The sequence below is a fragment of the Synechococcus sp. R6-7 genome (assembly GCF_047461695.1).
Taxonomy (GTDB): Bacteria; Cyanobacteriota; Cyanobacteriia; order Thermostichales; family Thermostichaceae; genus Thermostichus.
Genome location: NZ_JANSHS010000364.1, coordinates 1 through 17,766, shown reverse-complemented (window position 1 = coordinate 17,766; position 17,766 = coordinate 1). Strand labels below are relative to the sequence as shown.

Genomic DNA, 17,766 nt, shown 5'->3' with positions numbered 1-17,766 from the left:
AGATAAATGACTATGCGTTGTGGAACGGTTTATTGCAATTGACCTACTCGCGACCGCTATAGCTGGCTTCCGCCCAGAGCGTGAGCTGGGGGCCTTACGGCACTCCTTCGTAAATCACATAGACTCCGGCGCGCTCAGGCCGAGAATGCCGGTGAGGACGTTAAACAAAACCTGCTGCGTGGCCTGCACCAATTGGATGCGGGCTTGGGCCAAAAGGGGATCCTCTTTCAAGAGCGGCAAAATACGGCAGTTGTCGTAAAACTTGTTGAAATCGGCGGCGATGGCTTCTGCATAGCGGATGATCTTGTGGGGAGCGCGCTCTTCGGCAGCGGCGATCAGCTCATCCGGCAAGGCCAACAAGCGCAGCAGCAGGGCCCGCTCTTCTGGCTCTTTGTAGGGCAGTTTTTGTTGCTCCGTCAAAGGGACTTTGTTGGTCAGTTCAACCTTTTCTTCTTCCTGTAGCCGCCGCAGCAGAGTGCAACAGCGGGCATGGCTGTAGTGAACATACACGACCGGGTTATCGAAAGTTTGCTTGACGGCCAAATCCAAATCGAAGTTGATGGGGCTGTCCATGCTGCTGCTAAGCAAAAACCAGCGGGCTGCATCGACCCCCACGCCAATTTCTGGATCTTCGATCAGGTCATTGAGTGAGACAAAGTTGCCGGTGCGCTTGGACATGCGCACTTCGGTTTTCTCACCGGTTTGCGGGTCGGTTTTGAACAATTTGACAAATTGTCCAATCAAGATTTCCAGCTTGACATCTGGGCTGAAGGCACCCACCGCCGCCTTTAAGCGGCCGATATAGCCATGGTGATCCGAGCCGAGAATGTTGATCAGCCGGTGATATCCCCGCTGCACTTTATCCCGGTGGTAGGCAATATCGGCGGCTAGATAAGTGAACGAACCATCGGCCTTTTGCACCACCCGATCCTTGTCGTCGCCAAATTCTTGGGTTTTGAAATAGACGGCCTCTTCGGCCCCTGGCTTGGGATCCTCACCCCGCGGCGCTTTGGCTTTGTAGAGAAAGCCGCGCTCTTGCAGCTCCTGCAAAGCTTGCTGGATGGCGCTCAGGCCTGTCTGGGGATCGGGGGTGTGCAGGCGGCGCTCGCTAAACCAGTGATCAAACTCGGTGCGTAGTTGTTGCAGGGTCTGCTTTTGCCAGGCCAGCATTTCCCCATAGGCAAAATCGGTGTACTCCTCTAGGGTGGTGGGCAGAGGGCGGATCCCGGCTTTCACCTGCTCCAAGAGACGTTGGGCCATCTCGATCAAGTAGGTGCCGTGATAGGCATCTTCCGGCAAAGCGATGTCTTCCCCCTGCAGTTGCCGCACCCGCACCTCGAGGGACTGGCCCAGGAGCCGCATCTGGTTGCCGGCATCGTTGATGTAAAACTCCCGCTCCACCTGGTGGCCCGTCCAGTGCAGCAAGTTGGCCAACGTAGAGCCAACGGCAGCCCAGCGCCCATGGCCGACGTGCAAAGGCCCCGTCGGGTTGGCGGAGACAAACTCCAGCAGAATGCGCTCAGGATGGGGAATGGCTGTTTTGCCGAAGTGTTCTCCCAGATGCAGCAGCTCCTGCAGGCGCTCGGCCAAAAAGGGATCCCCCAGCCGGAAGTTGAGATACCCTCCTCCCGCCACCTGAGTTTCGATGTCCGGCAGATCCAAGTGTTTTTGCAGGGTTTGGGCGATCTGGGCCGGTGCTAGGCGGCAGAGCTTGGCCATGCCCAGGGGGGTGGGACAGGCGTAATCGCCGTAGCGAGGGTCGCTGGGGATCTGGATCACGGGGGCAATCGCTGTGGCTTGCTGGGGGGCCAGGGATCCCAGTTGCCCCGCCTCTGAGGCCCGTCGAATGCTCTCGGCTACGGCGGCGGTGAGAAACCGAATCAGCGAGGTGGATACGGGTTGAGTGGCCATGGCTGTTCGTGTCGGCAGACGTCGAGAGAGGTTCCAGGGATGCCTGGGGCAGTAAAAGCATCATCATATCGACAGCCAACCGGCTCTGACAAAATCTGACAAAAGATAAAGAATAGATGCTCCTCCAGCCAAACTTTGCTTTTGCTCGCCTGCTTTGCGAAGATGGCTCTGACAAATTGACGGGACAGAGCTTTAGGCCAAGCTTTTGGGTACAAAGTATCACCGAATACAAAAGTTTAACTCTGCTTTGCTAAGTTGTTTGGCGGTAATGCTCGCCTTCCCGCTTGCGGATTTCTGCTGAGACAGCTGCTGTGGAGTTTACTAGTATGTCCATCCCGAAATCGTCGCGTCGCCAATTCATTCAGTCTGCTGCTGCGGCTGCCTCTTGGGTTGCCGTTGGAGGGCTAAAGGCGAGGGCTCAGAGCCGCGGGCCGCTTCTGGTTTCCCAGGGACTGACGCCCCTGAAGTTTACCCTCTCTTGGTTGCCCTCTTCGATGGATACCCCCCTTGTAACGGCGATCTTGAAGGGCTACTTCGCCGAAGAGGGGCTGGAGGTCACCTACGAGCGCGGCTATGGCTCCGCCGATTCCATCACCAAGATTGCCGCTGGCCAGTACGACCTGGGGGAAGGGGATCCCTACTCCATGATCGAGTTCAATGCCAAAAATCCGGACGTGCCCTTGGTAGCGATCTATGTCCACTTCAATCGCTCTCCCTTTGGCATCTACACCTTGAAAGATAAGGGCATTGGGGAGCCGGCCCAACTGGCGGGCAAGAAGCTAGGAGCACCGGCAGGGGATGCGCCGCGTCGGCTCTGGCCGGTCTTTGCCAAGCAAGTCGGCATCGATCCGGGCTCGGTGGAGTGGGTAACTATGGAGCCGCAGTTGCGCGAACCTTTCCTCATCCAAGGTCGGGTGGATGCCATCAGCGGCTTTATGACCTCAGCCATGCCCAATCTGGTGCGGGGCGGCGTCAGCTTGGAGGACATCACGGCTTTCCTTTACAACGACTATGGCCTTGAGCTGTACGGCAATGCGCTCATCACTCGTGTGCAATTGCTGCGTGAGAAGCCTGAGCAATTCAAAGCTTTCTTGCGGGCCTATGTCAAGGGTTGGCAAGACACTATTCGTGATACCGATGGCAATATGTTGGCCCTTCTGGACAAAGCCAAGGCCGACGGACAAGTGCTGGATACGGCAATTGAGAAATTGCGCCTTACCCTGGCAATGCCGCGCCTGTTTGTTACCGATGAGGTGCGACAAATTGGTTTGGGGGATGTAGTGCCTGCTCGTATGGAAACCTCGATTGCTCAGGTGGTGGATGGCTTTGGCTTGCCCACTAAGCCCTCTCTAGAGCAAGTGTTTGATGGAAGTCTGCTCCCACCCAAGTCTGAGCGGATGATTGGATAATCTGGGTTAGGCCAGCAACGATTTTGAAGCCTCTGTCTATTGGCTTGCCGGTGCAGGCCAACTTATCCTGCTTGCTGGGAGGCTATTTCTGGCTGCAGGTGCGGTCTGCGTCCTTATTGGATCCCTCATCCGCGAAGTATCCCCAAAGCTTTTCGTGGCAGGGATCCCAGGCTGCTCCTGAAAGAGGCCGACGGGGGACCTGTTCGCGTTGGTGGATGGGAGACCGGAAGCGGCATGGAGCAGTAGGGGAGTGTCTCGAACTTTGTTTAGGGTTACCCAAGAACGCCGTAAGGCCCCTGCCTTTGGGCATGGGGAGCATGTCAATGAAATCAAACCTGAGAAACAGATGTATTGGGAAGAGTAGCTTAGGGGTGCTTGAAGTCGAGATAGCTTTTCCGATCCCGAAAAAAAGCTGAATAAGTTTGTGGTGCTCAGGGATCCCTTTTAACCTGGAGGGGATCACTAGGGAGTTTAGGCCCTTGGAAACTTTTGTTCTGATTAAGCAAGTTCCCGATCAAAACGCCAAGGCCGGCATCAACAGTGACGGCACGATCGATCGCGCCAAGGCCAAGCGGATGTTAAACCCTTTTGATCGCTATGCACTGGAAGCAGCTCTGCAAACCAAACGGCAACACGGGGCGAGAGTAACGGCAATTACAATGGGGCCACCCCCGGCCATTGAGGTGCTCTACGAGGCCATTGCCCACGGGGTGGATCGGGGTATTTTGATGACCGACCGCCGCTTGGCCGCTTCCGATACCCTAGCCACTGCCTATACTCTGGCCCAGACGGTTCGCTATGCTGGCCGGCCCGATGTGATCTTCTGCGGGCTCCAGACCACCGACGGCGATACGGCCCAGGTGGGGCCGCAGTTGGCGGAGCGGTTGGGGATCCCTCAGGTCACCTATTGCGAAGCCTTCGAGATTCGGGATGGGATCCTGGTGGCGCGGCGGGCCATCGAAGGGGGATCCCAAATCGTAATGGTGCCCCTGCCGGTTTTGATTACGGTGGCCAATTCCGCTCGGCGTTTGGCCTACCCCACTCTACGGGGTGTGCAGCGGGTGCAGCGGCTAATGCGGGATGAAATGGCACGGGCCGAGGCAATCCAGATCCTCAACTTGGACGATGTGGGGGCAGACCCGGAGCGCTGCGGTCTCAAGGGATCCCCAACCATCGTGGCTGCCACCGAAAAAGTGGGGGAAATTGGCGGCAACTGTCAGATCTTTCAAGGGCAGTCCGTCCCCCAACTGGTCAACCAACTAACTCAGGCCGTTGACCTCTTCCGCTACGCGGCAACTTCCTAGATCTTCTGCCTTGCATCCCTCTGGCCAATTCTTATCTCCATCACCTTTCAATCCTCATCGTCTCATCTATCGATCCCCAGGGTGGCTAGCCGGCGAAAGCTCCCGGTTTTGGGCGGTGAAAAGTTAACTCAGAAAGACTCTGCTGACCTCGTCGCAATTGCAACACCCAAGATTGCCCTCGACCCGATTCAATCCCGATCTCAACCTAGGAGTCACAGTTTTATGGATCGCAAGCGGATAGTGGTCTTCGCCGAGCAGGTGAACGGGGAACTGCAGCCCATTGGCTTAGAGTTGTTGGGGGCCGGGCGGCGGCTGGCCGATAAGCTGGGAGCCACCTTGAGCGCTCTTGTGCTTGGATACAACATTGCCCACTTGCCCCCAATTCTGATCGGCCACGGGGCAGATCAAGTCTTCATTGCCGATCATCCGGAGTTGGCCGAATACCGCACCCTGCCCTACCGCCGGGTGATCACAGACTTGATCAAAAGCTGGCCCCAACCACCCCACACCATCCTGCTGGGATCCACCACCACCGGGCGAGATCTGGCCCCCCGCTTGGCCGCCCACCTGGAGACCGGCCTGACCGCTGACTGCACCGAGCTGGACATTGGCCCCTTCGAGTACACCAACAGCAAAGATCCCAGCAAGTCCGGCCTCTTCCCCGACTGCCTTTATGCCATCCGGCCCAGCTTCGGCGAATCTCTCAAGGCTCGCATCCTTGGCCCCTGGAAAAACCCGCAAATGGCCACAGTACGACCAGGGGTGATGGTGCCTCTGCCCTGGGATGGATCCCGCCAGGGGGACGTGATCCCGGTGCCGGTCAACTTGGATCCCGGCGATCTGCGCCTGCAGATTGTGGAAACGGTGCGCAACCTGTCCCAGGCGGTAGATCTCACCCGCGCCAAGGTGATCGTTTCCGGCGGCTACGGGCTGGGATCCCCAGAGGGATTTGAGCTGTTGAGGGAGTTGGCCGCTTGTTTTCCCAACAGCGCCGTCGGCTCCTCCCGCAAGGCCGTGGATTCTGGGTGGATCCCCTATGCCCACCAGGTGGGCCAAACCGGCAAGACCGTCCGCCCCCAGCTCTACATCGCCTGCGGCATTTCTGGGGCCATTCAACATCGCGTGGGCATGGACAAATCCCAGACGATCATTGCCATCAACAAAGACAGCGCCGCTCCTATCTTCAAATTTGCCCACTACGGCATTGTCGGGGATCTCTACCAGGTGGTGCCGGAGCTGATCCGGCAACTGCGACAGAGACAGGAGGAGCTCCGAGAAGGCGCCGAGGGCCAGCCTTTCCAGAGCCTCGGCGAGCGGATCCCAATTTTGCAGAGTCGATGAGAGATGGTTGGCAAAAACGCTCTCAGTGCAGGGCCATTGTCAGCAGCCCCTGCTGCCCCAGCAACACCTCCCGCAACAGGGTAACCAGGCCCACCCAAACCACAGGGGCCATGTCCACACCTCCCAGAGGCGGGATCAGGCGACGGGTCGGGCGCAACAGAAACTCCGTCAGGCCGACCACCAACGAGTAGGGCAACCGAGAAGTATCCAGTTGCGGATACCACGACAGAAAGATGCGCAGCACAAACAGGAGGGTGTAGAGCGCCAACAGTGGGCCAAGCACCCAAGAGGTGAGAATTGGCAGCATAGGTTACTCAAAGAACAGGTTTACTGGTGGCAGTTCTCTCCATTTTGCTCTAATTGGGAGGGTCTGCTGGAGTCCAGAGATACCTCGGGGAATGCAGGCGCTCGGCCCAAGTCAAACCCCAACTTTTTTAAACTTTAACCCTCTTCCCGAAAATGGCCTTACCGGCGGGGCAGCAACAGTTAAAGACTAGCGTCATAATGGACGTATCTTGCTGGACTGCAGGCAGGGATCCCATGCAAGGAAAACTACAAGAGATCGATATCCGCAGCATCCTTCAGCTCATCGAGCTGGGCCAGCGCACCGGTGAGCTTTTTGTAGAGGCCAGCCCCTCTGTCTACTGGTTTGTCTTCTTCCTGAATGGGCGGATTATCTACGCCTCTGAAACGGAAGGGAACATTGCCCGCCTCAGAGACTATCTGCACCGCTTCAAGCTGGAAGCCGCCCTGGAGGAAATTCAAATTCCCCACAAAGCCGCGGTCAACGCCCCCGAATACAACCGCCTCTGGTCTTTGCTGGAAAGCCACAAGCTCAACCCCAACCAGGGCAAGCAAATCCTGCTGGGCATGGTGCGGGAAGTCCTCTTCGACCTGCTTAGCCTCCACCAGGGTTCCTTCATTTTTGAGGCCGGATCCCCCCTGGCCCCCCAGTTGACCACCTTCCCCGTCACCCCCCTGCTCACCGAGATCGTAGCCCAAGTGCAGGAGTGGAAAAAGCTGCACCCCTACATCCAAGCTCCCAACCAAGCTCCCACCATCGTCAACCCCCTGCCGCTCCAGCAAAACCTGCCCGCCCCCGTCTTCAAAGCCCTGAGCGAGTGGTCAGACGGCAAAACCAGCATTCGCCAGATGGGTCGCTACCTGGGTCGAGACACCCTGGCGGTGGCCAAGGCCATCTATCCCTACGTCCGCCAAGGGGCCATTCAACTGTCCGAGCCCGTCTTGATCGCGGAGCCCAAGCCCAGCCGTCCCCTCAAACCCAGCCATAAGCCCAGCCACATCCTTTGCATCGACGACTCCATGGCCATCCAAAAAACCGTAGAGTTCATCCTGCAAAACGAGGGCTACCAGGTTACCACCATCGGCAATCCTCTCAAAGCGCTGGGACAGGTGTTTCTTCTCAACCCCGACATGATTCTCTGCGATGTGGCCATGCCCAAATTGGATGGGTATGAGCTGTGCGCCATGTTGCGCAAGTCCAGCCAGTTTCGCGAAACCCCCATGATTATGCTGACCGGCAAGGATGGCTTCACCGATCGGATTAAGGCCCGCATGGCCGGAGCGAACGAATTTTTGAGCAAACCCTTTGCGGAAAAGGAGTTGTTGACCATTGTCGAATCCTACGTGGGCCCTCCCCCCAAACGGGGCGGTGGCGAATAGGCGTTGGGGTAGCCAAAATGTTGGCACAGAAGACTATAGGCGAAGTACTGGACAGAAGAGTGGCCTCACCGAAACAATAGGGGTAGCATGGCCGGCCCGGAGCCAGGGAGCCAGGTGAGGTTACAAGAGCAAACCTCAGTCAAAGCAGCCCGACGGTTGCGCGGGAGTGCAAAAGGAGCAAGACGGCGATGAGCAAAGTGCTGGTGGTGGATGACAACCGTACCTACCTGGAGACCATTTCCAGCTTGCTTTCCGAGAACGGTTTGGAAGTCTCCACAGCAACAGACGGCGTAGAGGCGATGGAGCTCATTCGTCAGCAAAAGCCTGATGTGGTGGTGCTGGATATTGTCATGCCGCGCATGAACGGCTATGAGGTGTGCCGGGAAGTGAAGGGGGATGAGAGCACCAAGCACATTCGCATCGTCGTGTGTTCCACCAAAGACCAGACCTTTGATATCGAGTGGGCCAGGCGCAACCAGGCGGATGCCTATGTAACCAAGCCCTTTAAGCCCCAAGAGCTCCTGGCGACCATCAAACATCAATTGCGGGAGATGAATCGGAAATGAGTCGCGTTTTGGTGGTGGAAGATAGCCAATCCCAGCGGGAGATGATCAGCAAGCTGCTGCAGGAAAACGGCTTCGAGGTGATGACTGTGGAAGACGGGGTGGAGGCCGTAGAGGCGGTGAAGCAAAACAAACCCGACCTGATCGTGCTGGATATTGTCATGCCGCGCATGAATGGGTATGAGGTGTGCCGCCTTCTCAAGGCCGACCCTCTCACCCAAAAAACGCCCATCGTCATGTGTTCTTCCAAGGGCGAAGAATTTGACCGCTACTGGGGGATCCGCCAGGGAGCGGATGCCTACATTGCCAAGCCTTTCCAGCCCCAGGAACTGGTGGGTACGATTAAGCAATTACTGAGAGGCTGAGAGCTGCCCCTTCTGCTTCCACGCCTTTCGGTAGGTCCTGAGAACGACTCTGCGTTTTAAGCAGGGAGGGGGGCGGGATCAACAGTCCACAAGACTATCCATGCGGGGGAGCATCATGCTGGGGGATCTGGATTTATTGATGGGGGATGAGACCCAAGAGTTGCGGGAGATGGAGGCTCCCGAAGGTGAGCTATTCCTAAAGTTCAAGATTGCCACCGGGGAGGAATTTGCGCTGCCAGCGGTATCGGTTGTGGAGGTGATGAGCATTGGCCCAGAGAAAATCACCCCCATGCCCAATGTGGCCCCAGTTTTGCTGGGCACGCTGAATTTGCGGGGCGAGATCATCTGGGTTGCAGACCTGGGGCAATTTTTGGGGATCAGCCCGCCCCTGAACATCGACCGAGCCGAGATTCCTGTGGTGGCCGTGATGGATCAACAGGATTTGCTCATGGGCTTGGCTGTGGATTTAATTGTAGGCATGGAGTGGCTGAAGACTGAATTGGTGCGGCCTGCCCTCACGGCTCCTGAGTCCATGGCTCCTTTTTTGCGAGGGGAATGGGTGGTGCCCGGAACGGGATCGCGCTTGCCATTGCTGGATCAGTCGGCCATCCTGCGATCCAATCGTTGGGGTTGACAAGCGGCCCCCTGGGAGCTCAGCGGGAGGAAAGTGTATAGTTCCTATCAAAGATCCAAGCTAACTCCATCCACAATGGGGAAAGTTGGACCAAATCTATCCCCTACCGATGCGTGTCGAGGCTGTTGAGGGTAAGCCCTGAGACGGCGGCAGAAAGGCCCACTCTTGCTTGACTGAATGTGGAAAAGGGGGGATAGCCTGCATCCATGGGGTTTTGAGGTGTTGGGGGCGTTCCGTTTGCATCTGTGTTGACGCGTGAACAGAGGTAGGCAAGCAGTGAAGGGAGGATCCATGGTTCCGAGCGCGAACAGTCAGAGAGACTACACCGATGCGATGGCCGCCTTTTGGCAGGGAGACTACGTCCGGGCGGTGCGGTTGTTCAACCAAGTGGCCGCTGCTGAACCGCAAGATACTGCTGTCAAGCTGCTGCTGGCTTTGGCACAAAAACAAGCTGGGCAGTTGTTGGAAGCTCGCCAAACCTACAACACCATTTTACAAACAGCCAGTGATCCCGATGAGCTGGAGTCGGCCCGGAAGGGTCTAGAAGAGCTGTTGCAAATGGCACCGGAGCTGGCGGATCTTCCCGATTCCCCAGAAGCGGACGAGTTTCGCTCTCCAGATGAGTTTGCCCGTGGGTCGGATGCCTTTTCGGAAGAGGCTTTCTCTGCTCCCGATCCCTTCCTGCAGTTCGAGGAGATGGGGGAAGAGGAGGCGGATCCCTTTGCTCAGAATCCCTTTCCACTGGAGGCAGACAGCCTTGGCAGCGATTTCATGGGGGAAGAGAGATTTGGGGATCCCTTGGAGACCGGGCTGCAAATGCCGGAGGCTGATCCGCTGGGTTTATCTCACCCGATGCCGACCCATCCTCGGGTAACACCACCGGCCCTCTCGCGACGGGCAGGCTTGGAAGAGGGCGGGCCTCAAACCGATCCGGTGGTCGAAGATGACTTTGCCTTCCTCAACGAGTTCGATCGAGAGCATCTGGAAGCCCTAGAAGGCGACTCCGACTCCATTACGCAGTTGGCCGGCGATGCCGATTTTCCCAATGAGATGGGCTTCTCCCTGCCCGGTTTTGAGGAAGAGGAAGGGGGATCCCTGGAAGAAGGCCTGCCGACCGAATTGGCTGCCCCCATGAGTGAGCCGATCCCTGCCCCCGATGAAGATACTGCCAGTCCCGGCTCTGCCCTCTTCGAGCTTGACGAGCTAGACAGCCTGGATCGCGAACTTGCCGGCATGGATGGCGGTGAGCCGGTGGGTGCCTTCCGCCCAGATGAGGGGGCGACCGGGGGGATGAGCCCAATGGCGGAGACCGGCAGCGGAGCGGCCCAAGTTCTGCTGCCCACGGCCTCCCTCCCTATTCTCAGTGTAGGTGAACAAGGGGCAAGAACCTCTGCTGGGATCGCCAACCGACCGATTGGGGATCGGCAATTGGCCATAGCGCTTATCCAAGGAGCTGTGAGTTTGGCTGCCGGCTTGGCGATTGGCCTTGGGATCCCGGCCAATGGGGGAGCTCGCTTGATTGCCGGGGTGATTGGAGGCGGGCTGATCGGCACAGGAGCAGGGGTTATCCTCGGGGCCAGCAGTGCCAAACAAATTCGCTCCACCGCCCAAGAGCTGGCCGGCCACTTTGCCGCCTTGGCCCAGGGGAATTATTCAGTACGAGCCACAGTCAACACCCACGATGAGCTGGGGCGCTTGGCCGACAGCTTTAACCAGATGGCGGCTGCCCTTGAAGCCAACTTCGCCGAACTGAGCCAGCGGGCTGCCGAGCAAGGGCAAGCTAAGGAAGACCTACAGCGCCAGGTGATTCGCCTGCTGGACGACGTGGAAGGGGCTGCCCGTGGAGACCTGACGGTGCGGGCAGAGGTGACTGCCGACGTGCTGGGGGCTGTGGCCGACTCCTTTAACCTGACCATTCGCAGTCTGCGAGACATTGTCAGCCAGGTGAAGCGGGCCGCCGCCGCAGTGAACAATGCCGCCTTGCAGAACGAGGACTTTGCCCGCAGCCTCTCTGCCGACGCCTTGCGCCAGGCGGAGGAGATTTCCAACTCCCTCAACTCCATTCAGGAGATGACGGACTCCATTCAAGAGGTGGCCAGCAACGCCCGCGAAGCGGCCAACGTGACTGCCCAAGCCACAGAAGCAGCCGCTCGGGGTGAAGAAGCTGTGGATCGCACGGTAAGTGGCATCCTGGAAATTCGCGAAACCGTGGCAGAAACCACCCGCAAAGTGAAGCGATTGGCGGAATCCTCGCAGGAAATTTCCAAAATTGTGGCTTTGATCTCTCAAATTGCCTCGCGCACCAACCTGCTTGCCCTCAACGCCAGCATCGAGGCGGCACGAGCCGGGGAATCGGGACGGGGCTTTGCCATCGTGGCCGATGAGGTGCGACAACTGGCCGACCGAGCTGCCAAAGCCTCGAAGGAGATCGAGCAGATCGTGTTGCAGATTCAATCGGAAACCGGCAACGTGATGACGGCTATGGAAGAAGGCACCCAACTGGTGATCGAGGGGACGCGGCGGGCCGAGCAGGCCAAGAACAGCCTGGACGAGATTATCGAGGTCAGTCGCCGGATCGACGAGTTGGTGCGGGCGATCTTTCAGGCCACCGTGCAACAAACGGAAACCTCTCGCTCTGTGGCGCAGGTGATGCAATCGGTGGAGTTGACCGCCAACGAGACCTCTAAGGAGGCGCAGAAGGTGGCAGCTTCGCTCCAACAGTTGGTGAGCATCGCCCGCGAGTTGCAAACTTCTGTCGGTCGCTTCCGGGTTGGGGATGAATGAGCAAATCTGCTGTTTTGAGGGCATTCTAGGGACAAGGATCCCCATGCAGGAGACGTTATCGATCCTTAGCAAATGCCACTGGGATCCCCCTGTTCCGACTTTTGGCCGGACTCTTCGCTCAGGCGAGCCTCAATCTGTCCGGTCTGCTATTACTGATGCATACCTGTGGGCTGTAGGAAGGGCCTCCTGCCATGAATGAAGAAGCACAAAAGCGGATCCTCAGTTATTTCATCGAAGAAGCCCGCGACCACTTGGCAACGATTGAACAAGTGCTCCTCAGCTTGCGGGACAGTATGAGCGATCCCGAGCTGATCAACGAGCTGTTCCGAGCCGCTCACTCCATCAAGGGGGGAGCTGCCATGCTGGGCCTCACCAGCATCCAACGGACGGCCCACCGCATGGAAGATTTTTTCAACATCTTTCGCTCCCGTCCAGGCGGAGTGCCTGTCGACCAGCACCTGGAAACCCTGCTGCTGCGGGCTTTTGATGGGCTTTCGATGTTGTTGGAGGAGCTGCAGAGCCCCCGCGGCCTCACCCAAGAAGTCAGCAACACCACCCTGGCGGAACTGGAGCCGGTTTTTCAAGAGACCGAAAGGCACATTCAAAATCTTCTTGGCGAGGGCACTGTTCCCAGCCTTGCTCCAACTCCCGTCTCGTCGCCGGCGGTTCGCACCCTGCAGCAGGACATGGCGGAGGTGGTGCCGCAGCAGTTGCGCCAGATGCTGGAGCTGTTTAAACAACGGGATCAGGCAGATGTCCGAGAGCGCTTGGCAGCGGCGAATGCCGTTCTCAAGGAGATCGGGCAAGTCCATCATCTGGCGGGCTGGCAACAGTTGACGGAAACTTTCGAGCAAGCCCTGGGCAACCCCGATGTCGACCTGCGAACTTTGGCTTTGGTTGCCTTGCGGGATTTGAAGCAGGGACAGCAGCTCATCCTAGACGGCAAGGCCGAACAGGTTGCCCCTTCTTCAGAACTGCAACAATTGGCTCGCCCTGCCGCTCCCCCTGCCCCACCGGATCCTCTTGAGGTGGTGGTGCATCAGCAGATCCCGGCCCTGTTGCGCCAGATGCTGGAGCTGTTCAAACGTCCTGACGACCCGGCCACTCGACCGGCCCTGCAAGCTCTGGCCCAATCTTTGCAGGATTTGGGGCAATCTTCGGCTCTGGAACTGGGAGGCTGGACAGACTTGACCCGCTTGGTGGGCGAGATTTTGGCGGATCCCGGCCAGGATTTGCGGCAGTTGGCCCTGCCGGTGCTGCGAGATCTGAAGCAAGCCCACCAGGCCCTGGCCAATGGAGCGGCAAACACCATTCAGCCCTCGGCTGAGCTGCTGGCTTTCCGCCCTGTTCCGGCAGCCCCTGAAGAGCCAGAAGTCCCTGAGCCCTTCGACCTTGGTCTTGCTTGGGGGTCTGAGGCAGAGCCGCTGTTCCCCCAACCCGAGGAGGGTGCCTCGGAGGATTGGGCTGTGGCTGCTGGGATCCCTGCGGAGGAAGGCGCTACCCCCGATCTGAGCTGGGAAGCGGTAACCCTCGCTGAGACATCCTTTCAAGAGGATGAGCCCGGAGCTGCCCTGTCGCCGGAGCAGGAGAGCGCAGAGACAAGCTGGGATCTGGTGGCAGAGCAGACCTCATCCCTTTGGGAAGTGGGCACTGCTGAGGACTCCGTCCCGCTGGCGGGAACAGATTCAGAGCACCGATCTGCTCCCGCGGAAGAGGGGGATCTGGATCTGAGTTGGCCAGGGATCCGAGCCGAAGCGGCTTGGGAGGAAGACTGGAGGACAGCTGCCGTGCCGGCAGAAAGCCCAGAAGAGGACGGGCAGGGAGCTGACTTGGCCTCTGTTGCGGACGACTTCGGTCGCGTTAGCGGAGCGGAGCTCTATGCCACTCCCTTGGATCTGGAGGAAGAAGCCACCTCAGCCTTTGACGAGCTGTTTGCCAACGCAGAAGCGCTATCCGATATTGAAGAATTCCCAACGGAGCTGATCCCCTCCTCTCCTGAGCCCCTCTTGCAGACCTTTGAGGATCTGAGCCCAAGGTTGGATGAGGAGAGAGCTGAGGCCGATCTGGCGGAGCTGTTTGCCGAAGTGGTGGGTGAAGGGGCAGAGGGGTTTGTCTCTGCTGAGCCTGCCTGGGATGCTGAACAGGAGCCGACTGCCCAGAGCGTTGCTGCGGAAATGGGCGAGGGATCCGGCTTTGTCCCGGACGAAGCCGCAAGTGCCGGGGTAGAGGCCCTATTTGAGCTGGAGGAACTTCCCGTAGAGAGTGCTTTCCGGCAGGAAGGGTCTCAGCTTCCGGACTTGGAGGCCGTTCCCGCTGGTGAGCCGGAGGCCGATCCTTGGGCGGCTGAACCGTCCCCACCCCTTCAGGAAGCCCTTGAGGACGGGGAAATCGCAGCAGATCTCTGGGCTGAATTTTCCGCGGATATCCAGCTAGAGGATTTTTCCATCCCAGCAGATTATCTGGCAGAGTCGGGATCCGACGAGGTGGGATCCTCAGAGTTCGCCGACTCTGCTGCCTTTGATACTGCCGAAGACAGCCTGGAGAGCTTTTTTTCCACCCCTGCGGCAGAAGCCGATCCGGCTTGGTCGATGCCGGAAGCAAGTGAACCTTCCGTATTTTTGGATCCCTCTTTTGGCCCATCCCTGGACATCGCTGAGGCTGATGCTGCCGAAGCTGAGCAACTGGGGGATCTCTTTATCGGCGAACCCTTCCCCACGTCGCCCGACATGGCCAATGAGCCGAGGGAATCGCCAATTCCAGACTTCGGAGCCGAGCTGAGCCTAGGGGATCTCTTCGCCGGCGAGACCCTCGAGGAGGCGTCCGATGGGGACTCCATCCCCCTGACCCAATCAGCAGCTGGGGACACAGCAGAAGCCCAGGAGTGGGCGCTTCTGGAGGATCTGTTCCCGGTCCAGGAGGAGTCTTTCGCAGACCTGCAACCCACGGCTGAGGAGGCAGTCGCCCCTTCCCCCGAGCTCTCCTTCGACCGTCTCGATGCCCTATTCACCCAGGAATCCGACCCAGAAGAACTGAGCCTGGGGGCCAGGGGATCCCTCTCGGCCATGGATGCCGATGGCGGTCGCGCTAGCGGAGCGGAGCTCTACGACCAGGTGGATCTGGATGAGTTGAGCCAGTTCTTTGCAGAAGGGGAAGCGCCCCAAGAAGAACCCCCCTTGGATCTTGCCACCTTCCTGGAGGACACAGAAGCTTTGCAAGCGAGCAGCCTGGCGGAAGTGCCCGTGTCTGAGCCAGAGCCGCCGGTTGCCGCACTGGAGGAAGAAAATGCCCTCCAGCCTGCGGAGGACGATCTGGAAAGCCAGTTGGCCAGCCTGTTTGCAGAGGATGAATCCTTAGCCGTTCCTGTTGGCGAGGCCGAGACCCCAGAGGAAGAGGCGCTGGAAGCTGCTCCGGCTCCCCGTTTGGACGATTTGGCCGCCCTCTTCGACGCTGCCGAGCCGGCGGTAACCCCTGAGCTAGAAAAGGCTATCGCCCCCCTTGTGGGATCCCCTGCAGCCGCGAGCGGCGAGGCTGCTGACGACTTTGCAGCCCAGCTGGAATCGCTCCTGGGCGATCTCGAGGTTCCTGCCCAAGCACCTGCTGCGGCGCCAGCACCTTCGCCGCCAGTTGCCGCTGCTGCTCCAGCAACCCCCACCCCAGCAGCAGCTGCCCCGGCGGCAACTGGGCCGACTTCACGGCGAACTGCTGCCCTCAGCAACCCTGTGATGCGGGTGGAGGTGCGCCACCTCGACTCCATCAACAACCTGGTGGGAGAGTTGGTGGTCATCCGCAACAGCATGGAGCAAAACCAAACCCGTCTGCGCCAGTTTCTGGATGGCCTGTTGGGCCGTGTGCAACAGCTAGGGGATCTGGGCCAGCGCATGCGGGATCAGTATGACCGCTCCTTGCTGGAATCGGCTTTGTTCTCCAGCCGCAGCAGCTCAGCCTATGGCGGCACGGTAACGGTGGGCTTCGGTCGAAATGGGGAGGGATCCAGCCGAGGAAGGCGGAGTCATTCCTCCGGCCAAGAGTTCGACAAGCTGGAGATGGACCAGTTTACGGCCTTCCACGCTCTGGCCCAGGAGATCATTGAGCTCATCGTGCGGGTGCGCGAGTCCTCCTCCGACATCGAGTTTGCCGTGGATGAGGCCGAGCAGATCACCCGCCAATTCCGGCAGGTAACCACCCAACTGCAAGAGGGCCTGAACCGGGCGCGCATGGTGCCCTTCTCGCAAGTTGCCGATCGGTTGCCCCGCGCCATTCGGGATCTCTCCATCAAAACGGGCAAGCAGGCCAGCCTGGTGGTGGAGGGACGCGACACCCTTATCGACAAGGCCATCCTGGAGGAGCTCTATGACCCGATGACCCATCTGGTGAACAACGCCCTGGTACACGGGATCGAGACCCCTGAGGAGCGGCGGCGGGCGGGCAAGCCCCCTGAGGGCAAGATCACCGTCAAGGCCTTCTATCAGGGCAACCAAACCATCATCATCGTCTCGGACGATGGCGCCGGGATCCCGGTGGAGAAGGTCAAGGCCAAGGCCCAAAGGCTGGGGCTGCTGTCGGAGCAAGCCGACGAAGACGAAGTGTTCAACGTTCTCTTCCACCCTGGCTTCAGCGTTCGCGAGGCCAGCGAGGTGGACGATCTGGCCGGTCGGGGGGTTGGCTTGGATGTGGTGCGCCGCAACATCACCGATCTGCGCGGCAGTATCCAAGTGGATTCTGTGCGGGGCAAAGGAACCACCTTCACCATCCGCCTCCCCCTCACCCTGAGCATTTCCAAGGCCATGGTGTGTGTCAGCGACAAAGCCCTGATCGCCTTCCCCCTGGATGGCGTGGAGGAGATGCTGGATGTTCCTGCCGACGAAGTTCAGCCGGATGAGCAGGGGCGGCCCTCGATTCTCTGGCGGGATCAGCGCCTTCCCTTCCAGCCCCTCTCGAATCTGCTGGCCTACAGCCGCAGCCACAGCCGCAGCCGTTCCGAGGTGTACAGCATCACTCAGGATGAGGGCATTATTCCCATTGTCATCCTGCAAAGTGCCGGCCAGTATGTTGCCCTGCAGGTGGACAGCTTCGTGGAAGAGCAGGAAATCGTGATCAAGCAACTGCGCGGGCCTGTGCCCAAGCCACTGGGCATTTCTGGGGCAACGGTGTTGGGGAACGGGCGGGTCCTGCCGATTGCCGACATCATCGAGCTGGTGGACATAGCCCACGGTCGCCGTCGGGATCTCAACCGCTTCTGGCTGGATCACCGGGATGAGGAGCCAACCCCAGAAGAGGTGCGCCAGACCACCGTGTTGATCGTGGACGACTCGATCACCGTTCGGGAGCTGCTCTCGATGTCTTTCCAGAAGGTGGGCTACCGGGTGGAACAGGCGCGGGATGGCCAGGATGCCTGGGAAAAGCTGCGCGGCGGCCTGCCCTGCGACCTCATCTTCTGCGACATCGAGATGCCGCGGATGGACGGCCTAGAACTGCTCACCCGCCTGCGGGAAGACAGCAACTTCAAGCATCTCCCGGTTGCCATGCTCACCTCGCGGGGGGCAGAACGGCACCGGCAAACAGCACGGGAGCTGGGAGCAACTGCCTACTTCACCAAGCCCTATCTGGAAGAGGAGCTGCTCAGCGCTGCTGCCCGCATGTTGAGGGGGGAACAGTTGTTGGCGGCCAACCCAACTTCCTAATCGCGACAGCGGTGCGGTTCCCGTTCAGTGTGGCGCAGCAACATAGGGTGCTGTAGGCATGGCACTGATACATTTACGCTGAACACTGCTG

The 17,766-nt window shown here is 59.0% G+C and carries 11 protein-coding genes; 9 read left to right on the top strand and 2 right to left on the bottom strand.

Annotated elements, in window-relative coordinates; translation table 11 throughout:
- Positions 1 to 114 precede the first annotated feature (114 nt).
- Positions 115 to 1,911, bottom strand: coding sequence for an arginine--tRNA ligase (gene argS, locus NW815_RS10840; RefSeq protein WP_414416000.1), 1,797 nt, complete (start codon positions 1,909 to 1,911; stop codon positions 115 to 117).
- A gap of 326 nt (positions 1,912 to 2,237) precedes the next feature.
- Here argS and NW815_RS10835 point away from each other — a divergent pair, with 326 nt between their 5' ends.
- The 3 genes from NW815_RS10835 to NW815_RS10825 all read left to right on the top strand — a co-directional run bounded on the left by NW815_RS10835 (position 2,238) and on the right by NW815_RS10825 (position 5,965).
- Positions 2,238 to 3,320, top strand: coding sequence for an ABC transporter substrate-binding protein (locus NW815_RS10835; RefSeq protein WP_414390168.1), 1,083 nt, complete (start codon positions 2,238 to 2,240; stop codon positions 3,318 to 3,320).
- Between the two features lie 479 nt (positions 3,321 to 3,799).
- The gene (locus NW815_RS10830) at positions 3,800 to 4,624 is read left to right on the top strand and encodes an electron transfer flavoprotein subunit beta/FixA family protein (protein WP_414390166.1); all 825 of its coding nucleotides are present in this window, start codon (positions 3,800 to 3,802) and stop codon (positions 4,622 to 4,624) included.
- A gap of 222 nt (positions 4,625 to 4,846) precedes the next feature.
- Positions 4,847 to 5,965 (top strand): electron transfer flavoprotein subunit alpha/FixB family protein, encoded by a 1,119-nt coding sequence (locus tag NW815_RS10825; protein WP_414415999.1) that lies wholly within the window; start codon positions 4,847 to 4,849, stop codon positions 5,963 to 5,965.
- Between the two features lie 22 nt (positions 5,966 to 5,987).
- On the opposite strand, the gene NW815_RS10820 is transcribed toward NW815_RS10825, so the two are convergent.
- Positions 5,988 to 6,272, bottom strand: coding sequence for a YggT family protein (locus NW815_RS10820; RefSeq protein ID WP_011433534.1), 285 nt, complete (start codon positions 6,270 to 6,272; stop codon positions 5,988 to 5,990).
- Between the two features lie 233 nt (positions 6,273 to 6,505).
- On the opposite strand from NW815_RS10820, the gene NW815_RS10815 reads away from it, so the two are divergent.
- From NW815_RS10815 to NW815_RS10790, 6 genes are all read left to right on the top strand, one after another.
- A complete protein-coding gene (locus NW815_RS10815; RefSeq protein ID WP_414388658.1) occupies positions 6,506 to 7,648 on the top strand; it encodes a response regulator in 1,143 nt (380 codons plus the stop codon).
- Between the two features lie 188 nt (positions 7,649 to 7,836).
- Positions 7,837 to 8,214 carry a response regulator gene (locus NW815_RS10810; RefSeq protein ID WP_414375291.1) on the top strand — a complete coding sequence of 126 codons (378 nt, stop codon included), beginning with the start codon at positions 7,837 to 7,839 and terminating at the stop codon, positions 8,212 to 8,214.
- Positions 8,211 to 8,576, top strand: a complete 366-nt coding sequence (locus NW815_RS10805; RefSeq protein ID WP_011433531.1) for a response regulator transcription factor — start codon at positions 8,211 to 8,213, stop codon at positions 8,574 to 8,576. Before NW815_RS10810 ends, NW815_RS10805 begins: the two co-directional genes overlap by 4 nt.
- Before the next feature lie 115 nt (positions 8,577 to 8,691).
- Positions 8,692 to 9,210: a CheW domain-containing protein gene (locus tag NW815_RS10800; protein ID WP_011433530.1), complete on the top strand. Its 519-nt coding sequence runs from the start codon at positions 8,692 to 8,694 to the stop codon at positions 9,208 to 9,210.
- A 291-nt stretch (positions 9,211 to 9,501) separates the two neighbouring features.
- On the top strand, positions 9,502 to 11,994 hold the full coding sequence (locus tag NW815_RS10795) for a methyl-accepting chemotaxis protein (protein ID WP_414388657.1): 2,493 nt from the start codon (positions 9,502 to 9,504) through the stop codon (positions 11,992 to 11,994).
- A gap of 191 nt (positions 11,995 to 12,185) precedes the next feature.
- Positions 12,186 to 17,675, top strand: a complete 5,490-nt coding sequence (locus NW815_RS10790) for a response regulator (RefSeq protein WP_414415998.1) — start codon at positions 12,186 to 12,188, stop codon at positions 17,673 to 17,675.
- Positions 17,676 to 17,766: the final 91 nt, after the last annotated feature.

Bases quoted from the DNA above. Each gene is read 5' to 3' on its own strand.
- argS (WP_414416000.1), bottom strand. From the start codon at position 1,911: ATGGCCACTCAACCCGTATCCACCTCGCTGATTCGGTTTCTCACCGCC.
- NW815_RS10835 (WP_414390168.1), top strand. From the start codon at position 2,238: ATGTCCATCCCGAAATCGTCGCGTCGCCAATTCATTCAGTCTGCTGCT.
- NW815_RS10825 (WP_414415999.1), top strand. From the start codon at position 4,847: ATGGATCGCAAGCGGATAGTGGTCTTCGCCGAGCAGGTGAACGGGGAA.
- NW815_RS10820 (WP_011433534.1), bottom strand. From the start codon at position 6,272: ATGCTGCCAATTCTCACCTCTTGGGTGCTTGGCCCACTGTTGGCGCTC.
- NW815_RS10815 (WP_414388658.1), top strand. From the start codon at position 6,506: ATGCAAGGAAAACTACAAGAGATCGATATCCGCAGCATCCTTCAGCTC.
- NW815_RS10810 (WP_414375291.1), top strand. From the start codon at position 7,837: ATGAGCAAAGTGCTGGTGGTGGATGACAACCGTACCTACCTGGAGACC.
- NW815_RS10805 (WP_011433531.1), top strand. From the start codon at position 8,211: ATGAGTCGCGTTTTGGTGGTGGAAGATAGCCAATCCCAGCGGGAGATG.
- NW815_RS10800 (WP_011433530.1), top strand. From the start codon at position 8,692: ATGCTGGGGGATCTGGATTTATTGATGGGGGATGAGACCCAAGAGTTG.
- NW815_RS10795 (WP_414388657.1), top strand. From the start codon at position 9,502: ATGGTTCCGAGCGCGAACAGTCAGAGAGACTACACCGATGCGATGGCC.
- NW815_RS10790 (WP_414415998.1), top strand. From the start codon at position 12,186: ATGAATGAAGAAGCACAAAAGCGGATCCTCAGTTATTTCATCGAAGAA.